The 12419-nt window shown below is 68.0% G+C and carries 11 protein-coding genes and 1 tRNA gene; 3 read left to right on the top strand and 9 right to left on the bottom strand.

The features are described from left to right. Positions 1-43: 43 nt before the first annotated feature. The gene (locus tag ACIBG8_RS16325; protein WP_397343535.1) at positions 44-718 is read right to left on the bottom strand and encodes a response regulator; all 675 of its coding nucleotides are present in this window, start codon (positions 716-718) and stop codon (positions 44-46) included. Between the two features lie 146 nt (positions 719-864). After that, positions 865-937, bottom strand: a tRNA-Leu gene (locus ACIBG8_RS16320). Positions 938-1045: 108 nt separating this feature from the next. Here ACIBG8_RS16320 and ACIBG8_RS16315 point away from each other — a divergent pair. Further along, complete coding sequence (locus ACIBG8_RS16315; RefSeq protein WP_397343534.1) at positions 1046-1639, top strand: ANTAR domain-containing response regulator; 594 nt, start codon at positions 1046-1048, stop codon at positions 1637-1639. Here ACIBG8_RS16315 and ACIBG8_RS16310 read toward each other — a convergent pair. Next, a complete protein-coding gene (locus ACIBG8_RS16310; RefSeq protein ID WP_397343533.1) occupies positions 1636-2493 on the bottom strand; it encodes a hypothetical protein in 858 nt (285 codons plus the stop codon). The genes ACIBG8_RS16315 and ACIBG8_RS16310 overlap by 4 nt on opposite strands. A gap of 359 nt (positions 2494-2852) precedes the next feature. On the opposite strand from ACIBG8_RS16310, the gene ACIBG8_RS16305 reads away from it, so the two are divergent. Next, on the top strand, positions 2853-4142 hold the full coding sequence (locus ACIBG8_RS16305; protein ID WP_397343532.1) for an ABC transporter substrate-binding protein: 1290 nt from the start codon (positions 2853-2855) through the stop codon (positions 4140-4142). Between the two features lie 48 nt (positions 4143-4190). On the opposite strand, the gene ACIBG8_RS16300 is transcribed toward ACIBG8_RS16305, so the two are convergent. The 6 genes from ACIBG8_RS16300 to ACIBG8_RS16275 all read right to left on the bottom strand — a co-directional run bounded on the left by ACIBG8_RS16300 (position 4191) and on the right by ACIBG8_RS16275 (position 9597). Then, positions 4191-4595 carry a hypothetical protein gene (locus ACIBG8_RS16300; protein WP_397343531.1) on the bottom strand — a complete coding sequence of 135 codons (405 nt, stop codon included), beginning with the start codon at positions 4593-4595 and terminating at the stop codon, positions 4191-4193. A 71-nt stretch (positions 4596-4666) separates the two neighbouring features. Next, positions 4667-5488, bottom strand: coding sequence for an ABC transporter ATP-binding protein (locus tag ACIBG8_RS16295; protein WP_397343530.1), 822 nt, complete (start codon positions 5486-5488; stop codon positions 4667-4669). Continuing rightward, entirely contained in the window at positions 5485-6432 is a 948-nt protein-coding gene (locus tag ACIBG8_RS16290) for an ABC transporter ATP-binding protein (protein WP_397343529.1), read from the bottom strand. The genes ACIBG8_RS16295 and ACIBG8_RS16290 overlap by 4 nt, the downstream gene beginning before the upstream one ends. Then, entirely contained in the window at positions 6422-7411 is a 990-nt protein-coding gene (locus ACIBG8_RS16285) for a branched-chain amino acid ABC transporter permease (RefSeq protein ID WP_397343528.1), read from the bottom strand. Before ACIBG8_RS16285 ends, ACIBG8_RS16290 begins: the two co-directional genes overlap by 11 nt. Before the next feature lie 9 nt (positions 7412-7420). After that, entirely contained in the window at positions 7421-8716 is a 1296-nt protein-coding gene (locus tag ACIBG8_RS16280; RefSeq protein ID WP_397343527.1) for a carboxypeptidase regulatory-like domain-containing protein, read from the bottom strand. A 473-nt stretch (positions 8717-9189) separates the two neighbouring features. After that, a complete protein-coding gene (locus tag ACIBG8_RS16275; protein ID WP_397343526.1) occupies positions 9190-9597 on the bottom strand; it encodes a PaaI family thioesterase in 408 nt (135 codons plus the stop codon). A 68-nt stretch (positions 9598-9665) separates the two neighbouring features. On the opposite strand from ACIBG8_RS16275, the gene polA reads away from it, so the two are divergent. After that, positions 9666-12356: a DNA polymerase I gene (gene polA, locus ACIBG8_RS16270; protein ID WP_397343525.1), complete on the top strand. Its 2691-nt coding sequence runs from the start codon at positions 9666-9668 to the stop codon at positions 12354-12356. The last annotated feature ends 63 nt before the right edge of the window (positions 12357-12419 follow it).

Genomic DNA, 12419 nt, shown 5'->3' with positions numbered 1-12419 from the left:
CCGGGCACGCAGCCCCCAACGCCGCCCCGACGCCACCAAGGGCTCACACCGGCCCGAACCGGTAGCCGAACCCCCGCACCGTCTGCACGTACACCGGCGACACGGAGTCGTCCTCGATCTTGGCGCGCAACCGCTGCACGCACGCGTCCACCAGCCGCGAGTCGCCGAAGTAGCCGTGCTCCCACACCGACTCCAGCAACTGCTGGCGCGAGTGCACCCGCCCAGGCGTCCCCGACAGCTCCAGCAGCAGCCGCAACTCCGTCGGCGCCAGGCCGACCGGCACCCCGCGCACGGACACCACCAGACCGGCGCGATCGATGGTCAGGTCGCCGTGCCGCTCCAGCTCCGCCTGGTCGCGCCCCGTCCGCCGCAGCACCGCGCGGATGCGCGCCTCCAGCACCCGCGGCTGCACCGGCTTGACCACGTAGTCGTCGGCGCCCGCCTCCAGCCCGGCCACGACGTCCATGTCGTCGCCGCGGGCGGTCAGCATGATGATCGACACCTCCCCGACGGCCCGGATCCGGCGACATACCTCGAACCCATCCATACCCGGCAACATCAGGTCGAGCACCACCACGTCCGGAGGGTCGGTGCGCAGCCGCTCCAGCCCCAGCTCGCCGGAGTCCACCGCCCGCACCCGATGCCCGTGCCGGGACAGGGCCAGCTCCAGCCCCTCCCGCACGGCCGGATCATCCTCGATCAACAACACTCGCGACACGCCGCCGAGTATCACAGAACACCGCGCAACTCGCCCAACGATCAGCCGTCGAGAAACGGTGACATGGGGCGCACTTCTCATGAGCGAACCACGACCCGCGGTGACCTGGGCCTGCCGCGCGCCGCGGGTGGCTGTGGAGTTGTGAGTGCCCCGAGTGGGATTCGAACCCACACTGGATGGTGTTTGAGACCACTGCCTCTGCCGTTGGGCTATCGGGGCATATTTCCGGACTTGTCCGGTTCCTCAGTGCCGTAGCTTACCGTCCGCGACGATCAGCAGGGGCACCGGCGTGGATCTAATCTAGCGGACGTCGGTACTCTTCTGCTCGTGAGTACGCAGCGGCGAGTGGTGATCGCAGAAGACGAGGCCCTGATCCGGCTCGACCTCAAGGAGATGCTCCAGGAGGACGGCTACGTCGTCGTGGGTGAGGCCGGTGACGGGGAGCAGGCGATCCAGCTGGCCACCGAGCTCCGCCCGGACCTCGTCATCCTGGACGTCAAGATGCCCGTCCTGGACGGCATCTCGGCGGCCGAGCGGATCGTGTCCGACCGCATAGCACCATGCCTGATCCTCACCGCCTTCTCCCAGCGCGACCTGGTCGAGCGGGCCAGGGACGCGGGCGCGATGGCCTACCTGGTCAAGCCGTTCACCAAGGCCGACCTGGTGCCGGCGATCGAGATGGCGGTCAGCAGGCACGAGGAGATGGTCGCCCTCGCCAAGGAGGTCTCCAACCTGTCCGACAGGCTCGAGACGCGCAAGCTGGTGGAGCGCGCCAAGGGCCTGCTGATGACCGGCCAGGGCTGGACCGAGCCCGAGGCCTTCCGCTGGATCCAGAAGGCCTCCATGGACCGCAGGCTGAGCATGCGCGAGGTCGCCCAGATCGTCGTGGACGACGCCGCCTCCAAGAAGAGCGAGGGCTAACCGACGCCGACGCCGCAGGCCTTCACCGCGTAGAGGTTGAAGGCCACCTGCACCTCCTTGGGCGGCACCACGATGACCACCCGCTCCTCGTCCTGGTCCAGCGAGGCCCTGAACGGGAACAGGTTGGCCTTCTTGGCCTCGGCGAAGGCGTGCCCGTCGCACCGCGACGGGTTGATCTCCACCGGCACGCTCACGCTCTGCTGTGAGGGCTCCAGGACGGCCCACGGCTCGCCGCCGGAGACCCGGCGCACCGTGTAGTGGGTGGTGGCGTCGATGGTCCGCAGCGTCACCTTGCGCGTGCTGCCCGGCTGCCTGGTCAGCGTGACCTCGCCGCGCAGGAACTCGCCCGCGCGCTTCCACGACGTCCCCCACGAGAACGTGGCCGCCGCCTTGACCAGGAAGGCGGAGCACTCCGCCTTGAGCAGGCGGGTCAGCAGCGGGTCGGGGTGCGGCACCTGGAAGACCACCTTGCGCAGCGGCTCGTCGCCGGTGCGCACATTGGCCGTGACCGTCGCCGGCTGGACGGGGGGTACGGCCTGCGGATCGCATTGGGCCTCGCCGTACGGAACCCGGAGGTCGGTCTGCTCCGTCCGAGGGAACGTGGTGTCGATTTTCTCCGGAGGGAGGGTCTTGAACGAAGCGGTGACGAGCTGCACGTCGGCGATGTAGACGGGGGTGTCCGTCGCGTTGCGCACCGAGATCTCGAGCGCGTGCAGCGGCTCGTCCGAACGCTGCTGGGTCAGGAAGACGGAAACCCCCGGCGGCGGCGCCGTCGAGGGCGCTGCGGCAGGGGAGGGCCCGCTACAGGCGGTCAGCAGGACGGCGCCGAGCACGGGGAGGATGATCCGCTTCACCCGAGCACTCTAGGCGCGGAGAGATGTCAGGTTCATCACGACTCTGCATCCCCTCGCCACGGGCTGCATGATGACAGAGGATAGGCGAGGGCGGCGCAGCCCTGTCACATGCTCAACAGCCATGCCCGCTTCCGGTATGCGAGATTTTGCGATCAGAATACGAGACGCTGTCACGCATTGTCCCTGCACAAGCCGGAAACCGGCCCTTAGGTTGAGGACTGATTACGACTCCGCATCCAAGTGTCCTCACTTCGGTCAGATGTCTAGATCGCGACGTCAGGGTTTTGTACGTTTCCAACATTCGATCGGGACGGTCGGCCGCGCTGACGTATCCCGGCCTTGGATGAAGGAGACACTTCATGATCCGCATTGCCCCCCTCGGGCGCGCGCTGGCCGTCGCTGCGGCGGCGAGCCTCGCCCTGACCGCCTGTGGCGGTGGCCAGGAGACGGCCAAGCCCGCGGCCTCGACCGCGCCGAGCGCCTCGGAGAGCGCGTCCGCTCCTGCCGCGGCGGCGGGCGACGGCACGCTCACGATCGGCACGCTGCTGCCGCAGACCGGCGACCTGGCCTTCCTCGGCCCGCCGGAGTTCGCCGGCGTCCAGCTCGCCATCAACGAGATCAACGAAGCCGGTGGCGTGAACGGCAAGCCCGTCACGAAGATCGACTCCGACTCCGGCGACACCAAGACGGACATCGCCTCCCAGTCGGTCGACAAGCTGCTCCAGCAGAAGGTCGACGTCGTCCTGGGCGCCGCCTCCTCCGGTGTCTCCCTGACGGTCATCGACAAGATCGTGAACGCCGGCGTGGTCCACTTCTCGCCCGCGAACACCTCGCCGACCTTCACGACCTACAACGACAAGGGCCTGTACTTCCGTACTGCTCCCTCTGACGTTCTCCAGGGCCGCGTCCTCGGCGACCTGATGATCCAGGACGGCAGCGACAGCATCGCCATCCTCAACCGTCAGGACTCCTACGGCACCGGCCTGGCCGCCGAGGTCAAGAAGTCGGTCGAGGGCGGCGGCGGCACCATCGCCGCCGAGGTCGCCTACGACCCGTCGGCCGCCGACTTCGCCGCCGACGTGGCGAAGATCAAGGCCGCCAAGCCGCAGGCGCTCGCGCTGATCGCGTTCGAGGAGACCAAGAAGCTCATCCCCGAACTCAAGAAGCAGGGTCTCGGCCCCGACAAGATCAAGATCTACTTCGTCGACGGCAACCTGTCCGACTACTCGAAGGACTTCCCGAAGGGCACCCTCACCGGCGTCAAGGGCACCCAGCCCGGCGCTGCCGTGAGCGATGACCTCAAGGCCAAGCTCCTCAAGGTGAACCCGGACCTCAAGGACTACAACTACGGTCCCGAGTCCTACGACGCCACGATCCTGTCGGCGCTGGCCGCCGTGGCCGCCAAGGCCGACGACGGCAAGTCCATCGCCGCCAAGCTGCCCGAGGTCAGCAAGGGTGGCGAGAAGTGCAAGGACTTCAAGACCTGCGCCGACCTGCTCGCCGCCGGCAAGGACATCGACTACGACGGTGTCTCCGGCCCGATCGAGTTCAGCGACGCCGGTGACCCGACCGAGGCCACCATGGGCATCTACCAGTACGACGCCACCAACAAGCACAAGAACGTGGCGTACCTGCCCGGCAAGATCTAAGCCGAGTTAGAGAGGACCCCGGCCCGTCGGGCCGGGGTCCTTTCGCGTCTACGCACAACCCTTGGTGACCGCTTCCGCCGCCGCGCGGTACTCGCGCAGCAGCTTCACCTGCTCCTCGTGCGGGGTGTCAGCGGGCGACAACCCCTGGGTGGTACGGCGGAGCGTCTCCTGCTGCTGCTGGAGCGCCTGGGGGAGCTGCGGGCCGTACCTCTGCACGGTGCCCCACACGTAGGAGAGCCTGCCGCGCGCGTCGTCGTCGAACTTCTGGCTCTCCTCCTGCCCGGCGGGCACCAGGCTGAAAGCCGCGTAGCCGATCGCGGACACGACCTTGCCGCACGGACTCTCCGTACCGTCCGACTTCTTGGCCGCGACGGTCGCCGGCGGGTCACCGGTCGCCGGTGAGCAGGACAGGAGCGCCAGGAGCAGAACGACTGGGGGGATCATCCATCTCATAGCGGCCATCGTGGCAAAGGAAAGAGCCCCGCCGGAAGGGGGGTTCCGGCGGGGCTCGGCTCGTGGACGCGTCAGGCGCGCGCGAGGGTTCCCAGGTAGAGCTCGATCACCTTGGGGTCGTTGATCAGGTCGCGGCCGCTCGCGGTGTAAGCGTTGCGCCCCTGGTCGAGCACGTAGCCGCGGTCGCAGATCTGCAGGCAGCGGCGCGCGTTCTGCTCGACCATGACGACCGTGACGCCGGCCCTGTTGATCTGCTGGGTCTGGATGAACACCAGGTCCTGCAGCTTGGGCGACAGACCGGCGGACGGCTCGTCCAGCAGCAGCACCGACGGCTCGGTCATGAGCGCGCGGCCCATGGCGACCATCTGGCGCTCGCCGCCGGACAGCGAACCCGCCCGCTGCTTACGCCGCTCGTTGAGCGCGGGGAAGATGTCGCAGACGAATGCGAAGCGCTCCTTGAACTTGCCCGGGGCCTGGAAGGCGCCCATCTCGAGGTTCTCCTCGACGGTCAGGCTCGGGAACACGTTGTTGGTCTGCGGCACGAACCCCACGCCGCGCGAGACGAGCGCGTGCGCCTTGAGCCCGGTGATGTCCTCGCCGTTCAGCGTGATCCCGCCGCTGCGGACCTCCACGAGCCCGAACAGCGCCTTGAGCAGCGTCGACTTGCCTGCGCCGTTGGGGCCGATGATGCCGATCAGCTCGCCCTGCTTCACGTACAGGTCGCAGCCGTTGAGGATGTTCACCCCGGGCACGTAGCCGGCGACCAGCTGGTCGCAGCGCAGGAGCGCGCCCTCGGCCGCCTCCAGGTGATCGCCCCGGTCGGTGACGGCGGCGTCGGACTCGACTCCGGCCTCGGCGACCCTGGTCACCGCGTCGTCTTCGAACTCGGTCACTTGGCCGGCTCCTTTCCGCTCTCGTCGACCGTCTCCGACTCGACCTCGAGCTCGGCCTCGGCCTCGTGGAGCTGCTGCTCCTCTTCCTCGGCCGACAGCGGCGCGTCGTGGTGGGCGCCGAGGTAGGCGTCGATGACGCGCGCGTCCGACATGATCGTGTCGGGCGGACCCTCGGCGATCACGCCGCCCTGGGCCATGACGATGACCCAGTCGCTGATGTCGCGGACCATGTCCATGTCGTGCTCGACGAACAGGACGGTCATGCCCTCCTCGCGCAGGCCCTTCACGTGGCCGAGCAGCGACTGGGTGAGCGCCGGGTTCACCCCGGCCATGGGCTCGTCCAGCATGACCAGCTCGGGCTGGACCATGAGGGCGCGCGCCATCTCCAGGAGCTTGCGCTGGCCGCCGGACAGGCTCCCGGCGAAGTCCTCGCGCTTGGTGTCGAGCTTGAACCGGGCCAGGAGCTCGTCGGCCCTGGCGGTGATCTCGTCCTCCTGCTTCTCCCAGAGCGCGGAGAACAGGGCGCGGAAGAAGTTCTCGCCGCGCTGGCCCTGGGCGCCCAGGCGCATGTTCTCCAGCACCGTCAGCTTCGACAGCGCCTTGGTGAGCTGGAAGGTGCGGACCATGCCCATGCGCGCCACCTTGTGGGCGTGCACGCCGTTCATCTGCTTGCCGTTGAACGTCCACTGGCCGGAGTCGGCCGTGTCGAAGCCGGTGAGCTGGTTGAAGAACGTGGTCTTGCCTGCGCCGTTGGGGCCGATCAGCGCGGTGATGGAGCCGCGCTGGACCTCGATGTGGTTGACGTCGACAGCGGTGAGACCGCCGAAGCGGCGCACCACGTTGTCGACGACCAGGATCGGGTCAGGCTTGGCGACGCCTGGCTCGGACTCCAGCCCCTTGAAGGCCGCCAGGGCAGCCGCTTTGCGGGATTCGTCAGCGTGCATCGAGCGCGATCTCCCTCTTGTCGCCGAAGATGCCCTGTGGTCGGAAGATGAGCAGGAGCATCAGGCCGAGTCCGACGAACATCAGGTTGATGGCGCCGACCTGGTTCACCGTGATGAAGGTGATGGCGCCGGAGTTGACGGCCTCCTCCAACCCTGTCTTCACGAGGATAAGCAGCACCCAGAAGATGGCGGAACCCACGATCGGGCCGAGGATCCGCGCGGTGCCGCCGAGGATCAGCACGGTGTAGGCGTAGAACGTCAGCTCGGTGCTGTACAGGTCGGGCTGTACGGCGGAGCGGCTGAGGGCGAAGATGAAGCCCGCCACGCAGCCGATGAGACCGCCGATGACCAGCGACTGCATCTTGAAGGCGAAGACGTTCTTGCCCAGGCTCCGCACGGCGTCCTCGTCCTCGCGGATGGCCTTGAGCACGCGGCCCCAGGGGCTCTTCATCACCAGGTAGAGAACGAAGCTGATGAGGACCACGAACACCCAGCCGACCGTCAGCACCCACATGGTGCGGTGGTCGAAGCTGATGAGCTCGCCGAGGCCGTAGGCGCCGGGGGAGTAGGGGTTGAGCGCGTAGAAGCTGTCGGAGAAGGCCTGCAGGCCGTCCGTGCCGCCCAGCGTCTCCTCCAGGGCCACCGAGCGCACGATCATGCGGATGATCTCGGCGGCCGCGATGGTGACGATGGCCAGGTAGTCGGCGCGCAGGCGCAGGGTCGGGATGCCCAGCAGCAGCGCCATGAGCACCGACAGGACGATGCCGATGCCGACGCCGAGGAAGAAGGGCAGGCCGAAGGTCGAGACGGTGACGGCGATGGCGTAGGCGCCGATCGCCAGGAAGCCCGCCTGGCCGAAGTTGAGCAGTCCGGTGTAACCGAACTGGACGTTCAGGCCGATCGCCGCAAGAGCGTAGATGACGGCCTCGGTGCCGATGCCGGCTTCGAGAGCCCGGCTGATGACGAGAAACCAGTCCATGTCGCCTCCTTAGCCAATCCGCTCGCGACGGCCCAGGATGCCCTGCGGCCTGACCAGGAGCACGAGGATGAGCACCACCAGTGCGCCGACGTACTTCATCTCCGGCGGGATCCAGAGGGTCGACACCTGGACGAAGACGCCCACGACGAGCGAGCCCACGAGGGCGCCGAAGGCGGTGCCGAGACCGCCGAGGGTGACGCCGGCGAACATGAGCAGCAGGAGCTGCTGGCCCATCACGAACTGGAGCGTCTGGGTGGTGCCGAGCAGGATGCCCGCGAGGGCGGCGATGCCGGCGCCCGCGGCCCAGACGAGCCTGATGACCCGGTCGACGTTGATCCCGGAGGAGGCGGCCAGGGCGGGGTTGTCCGCGACGGCCCTGGTGGCCTTGCCCATGCGGGTGCGGGTGAGCCAGAGGCCGACGGCGATGAGGACGACGATCTGGATGGCCATCGCGACCAGGCTCTTGGGCGTGGTGGTGATCGGGCCGATCTGGATGCCGTCCTGGGCGACGTACTGCACGTACGACAGGCTCCTGCCGCCGAACAGGAAGAGCACGAGGTAGCGCAGGAAGATCGCCAGGCCGATCGAGATGATCATCATGCTGATCAGCCCGGTCTTGCGCTTGCGCAGCCAGCCCCAGAAGAAGCGGTCCTGGCCGTAGCCGAGCGCGGCGGCGATGAGCACGGCGATCGGGGCCGCGATGAGGAGGTGCAGGCCGAACGTGGCGTTGAGGACGTACGCCAGGAACGCGCCGATGGTCAGCAGCTCGCCGTGGGCGAAGTTGGTCAGGCCCGTGGTGCCGAAGATGAGCGACAGGCCCACCGCGCCGAGCGCGATGATCAGGCCCAGGCTGAGACCTTCGAAGGCGAGCTGCGCCACCCGGTCCCAGTAGCTCGAGGAGTCGCCCTGGTTCGTGGCCGCCGTCGTCGTGGTGCCCTTACCGGTGACGAGGGCGAACAGGACCGTCTTCTCCTGGTTGACCGCGACGGGGACGGTCAGCGTCCCCTTGTCGGTGAACTTCAGCGAGACGCCGCTGGGAAGCGTCTTCGCGTCGAGGGTGACCTTGTAGGTGGCCGGCTTGGGTACTGGGATCTTCCAGACTCCCTGGGCGTCCGTGGTGGCCTCGCCGACGGGCTTGCCGCCCTCGTCGACCGCACTGATCTTTACGCCGTTCACTGGCTGGCCTTGGTTTTTGAGTGTGCCCTTCAGGCCCTCGCCGTCCGCCCAGGCTGCGCTGGTGCTGGCGGAGAGCAAGAAGATGAGTCCACCCAGGAAGGCCGTGAACGCGATCACGGCTCTGCGCAATGGTGCTCCCTATGAGGTCATGGCGGAGTCGCCCCCCGCCATCCCGACACGCCGCATCGCAAAGGATGGCTGCAATGCTGTGGCCGGAGCTTATTCCCGAACGCCCGGTTCAGGGTCGTTCGTCACCAATCAGTGACCACTGTGTGTCGAGTACGTGAGCAAAGGTCACGGCAGGTCAGGGGCTAAATACCTCAACACCCATGAGGCGGTTGAGAACAGAATTGCAACAATCGCCAAAAATGTCGGCGGAAAAGTGGCGCGTTATGTGTGCGGGGAGCTACAGGCTCTAACCCTTTGACACGGTACGGCGGCGCATTTCGGGCATTAAGGGAGCCCGAGGGGGACCTTTGGGACCATGTGTGGCTTCCCCGGCCTCACACGTTATCTACTCGGCCTCCCCGCGGGCTCTGCTCGGACCACCGTAGCGACCAACGGGCGTCCTGTGCAAAGAGACGCCAGAGTTGGTGATGTTTCTACCGGTCGCGCAGCATGCAGGTGAGGCGGGAGGTGCAGATGCGGCGCCCCTGCTCGTCGGTGATCTCGATCTCGTAGGTGGCCAGCGTGCGGCCGCCGTGGATCCGGGTGGCGACGCCGGTGACGTGACCCTCCGTGGCCGAGCGGTGATGCGTGGCGTTGATCTCGATGCCGACGGCGATGCGGTCGGGGCCCGCGTGGATGGCCGCGGCGACCGAGCCGATCGACTCGGCCAGGACGACCGACGCGCCCCCGTGCAGCAGGCCGTACGGCTGGGTGTTGCCCTCGACGGGCATGCGGCCGACCACCCGCTCGGGCGACGCCTCGACGAACTCGATGCCCATGCGCTCCGCCAGCGTGCCCTTGCTCATGGCGTTGACCATGGAGATGTCGAGCGGTTCCGTCATCGTCAAGGAGAGGCCTCCTGTCCTTCGAGCTCAGGTTTTCTGTCGCACTCGCAGACTAGGCTGCCTGTGTGCCGAAGAGTGAAGCGACCCCCGCCCGGCCCCGTCTGCTGCTGCTGGACGGGCATTCCCTTGCGTACCGGGCCTATTACGCGCTCAAGGAAGCGGACCTGAGGACGACGGACGGCCAGCCGACCGCTGCCGTCTACGGCTTCACGTCGATGCTGACCAACATCCTGCGCGACGAGCAGCCCACCCACGTCCTGGTGTGCTGGGACCGCAGCGAGCCGACGTTCAGGCACGAGGCGTACGAAGAGTACAAAGCGGGCCGCTCGGCCACGCCGGACGACTTCCGGCCGCAGATCCAGCTCATCTTCGAGCTGCTCGACGCGCTGAAGATCCCCTACACCTCGCTGGCCGGATACGAGGCGGACGACCTGATCGCGACGCTCGCCGTACAGGCGACCGCGCAGGACATGGACGTGCTGATCGTCACCGGCGACCGCGACGCGCTGCAGCTCGTCAACGACCACGTCACCGTGCTGATGACGCGCCGTGGCATCAGCGACATGACCCGCTTCACCCCCGCAGCGGTGGAGGAGAAGTACGAGCTGACCCCCGCGCAATACCCTGACTTCGCGGCCATCCGCGGCGACTCCAGCGACAACCTCAAGTCCATCCCCGGTGTCGGCGAGAAGACGGCCGCCAAGTGGATCCGCGAGTTCGGCTCGCTGGAGGAGCTGGTCAACCGGGTCGACGAGGTCAAGGGCAAGGTCGGCGACAAGCTCCGCGAGCACCTCGGCCAGGTCATGATGAACCGCAGGCTGACCGAGCTCATGCGCGACGTGCCGCTCGCCGTCCAGATCGAGGACCTGCGCCAGGGTGCCTGGGACCGCGGCGAGATCGACAAGCTCTTCGACACCCTGCAGATCCGCGGCGAGCTGCGCGAGCGGGTGTTCAAGGTGCTCGGCACCAACGAGGCGGAGCCCGACCAGGGCTTCGAGGTCGAGACGTTCATCCTGGGCCCCGACCGGGTCTCCGGCTGGCTGTCCGCGCTGCCCGCCGGGCGCGCCGGGCTGGCCTTCAGGGGCGCGTACGGTTCCGGCACGGGGCGCATCGACGCCATCGCCATCGCCTCGCCCGACGGCACCGCAGCGCACATCGACCCCACCAAGCTGACCGAGGCCGACGAGGCCGCGCTGCGAGCGTGGCTGGCCTCCGACGATCACCCCAAGGCGGTCCACGACGCCAAGGGGCCGATCCTGGCGCTCTGGGCGCAGGGCATGGAGCTGGCCGGGCTGACCTGCGACACCGCGCTGGCCGCCTACCTGGCCATGCCGGGGCAGCGCTCGCCCACGCTCGAAGAGCTGGCCAGGCGCTACCTCAACCGTGACCTGCGGGCTGAAGAGGTGCCCGACGCGCAGGCGGCGCTGTTCGGCGACGACGACGACGCTCCGGCCAAGGACCTCGCGCTGCGCGCCCACGCGGTGCGCGAGCTGGCCACCTCGCTGGAGGAGTTCCTGTCCCAGCGCGGCGGCACCCAGCTCATGACCGACGTCGAGCTGCCCCTGGTGGGCGTGCTCGCCGAGATGGAGCGGGCCGGGATCGCTGCCGACCGCGAATACTTCGCCGGGCTGGAGTCCGAGTTCGGCGCGGCGGTCAAGCAGGCGGTCGAGGAGGCGCACCGGGTCGTCGGCGAGCCGTTCAACCTGGGCTCGCCCAAGCAGCTCCAGGAGATCTTCTTCACCAAGCTCAACCTGCCCAAGACGAAGAAGACCAAGACCGGCTACACGACCGACGCCGACGCGCTGGCCTGGCTGGCCACGCAGACCGAGCACGAGCTGCCCACGATCATGCTCCGCCACCGCGACCAGCAGAAGCTGCGCACCACGGTCGAGGGGCTGATCAAGGAGATCTCCGACGACAGCCGCATCCACACCACCTTCAACCAGATCGTGGCGGCCACCGGCCGGTTGTCCAGCGAGAAGCCCAACCTGCAGAACATCCCGATCCGCACCGCCGAGGGGCGGCGGATCCGGCAGGGCTTCACGGTCGGGGCCGGTTACGAGACGCTGCTGACGGCCGACTACAGCCAGATCGAACTGCGCATCATGGCGCATCTGTCGGGTGACGAGTCGCTGATCGAGGCGTTCGAGTCCGGGCACGACTTCCACCAGGCGACGGCGGCGCGGGTGTTCGACATCCCGCCGGAGCAGGTCGACGGGGAGCTGCGGGCCAAGATCAAGGCGATGAACTACGGGCTCGCCTACGGTCTGTCCGACTTCGGGCTGTCGGGGCAGCTCAACATCCCGGTGGCCGAGGCCAAGGCGCTGAAGGACGAGTACTTCGAGGAGTTCGGCGGGGTTCGCGACTTCCTGCAGGCGATCGTGCAGCAGGCGCGGACGGACGGGTACACGGAGACGATCATGGGGCGGCGGCGATACCTGCCGGACCTCACCTCCGACAACCGGCAGCGGCGGGAGATGGCCGAGCGGATGGCGCTGAACGCGCCGATCCAGGGGTCGGCGGCGGACATCATCAAGGTCGCGATGCTCAACGTGCGGCAGGCGCTGCGCGAGGAGGGGCTGGGATCGCGGATGTTGCTGCAGGTGCATGACGAGCTGGTGTTCGAGGTGGCTGGTGGGGAGCTGGAGGTGCTGACGCAGCTGGTGCGGGACCAGATGGCGGCGGCTTACAGCCTGCGCGTGCCGCTGGACGTCTCGGTGGGCGTGGGACGCACGTGGGAGGACGCGGGCCACTAGCGGGCCGGTTCTTCTTGGTACGGCTCGCGCCAGGCGACGCCCACCGCCGATGTGGGTGGGCGT

The sequence above is a fragment of the Nonomuraea sp. NPDC050556 genome (assembly GCF_044457355.1).
In the GTDB taxonomy this organism is placed as follows: domain Bacteria; phylum Actinomycetota; class Actinomycetes; order Streptosporangiales; family Streptosporangiaceae; genus Nonomuraea.
The sequence above is the reverse complement of the archived record's forward strand: the minus strand, read 5'-3'. Positions and strand labels throughout refer to the sequence as shown.

Coding starts and splice junctions, on each gene's coding strand:
- ACIBG8_RS16305 (WP_397343532.1), top strand. CDS start 2,853: ATGATCCGCATTGCCCCCCTCGGGCGCGCGCTGGCCGTCGCTGCGGCG.
- ACIBG8_RS16300 (WP_397343531.1), bottom strand. CDS start 4,595: ATGAGATGGATGATCCCCCCAGTCGTTCTGCTCCTGGCGCTCCTGTCC.
- ACIBG8_RS16290 (WP_397343529.1), bottom strand. CDS start 6,432: ATGCACGCTGACGAATCCCGCAAAGCGGCTGCCCTGGCGGCCTTCAAG.
- ACIBG8_RS16285 (WP_397343528.1), bottom strand. CDS start 7,411: ATGGACTGGTTTCTCGTCATCAGCCGGGCTCTCGAAGCCGGCATCGGC.
- ACIBG8_RS16275 (WP_397343526.1), bottom strand. CDS start 9,597: ATGACGGAACCGCTCGACATCTCCATGGTCAACGCCATGAGCAAGGGC.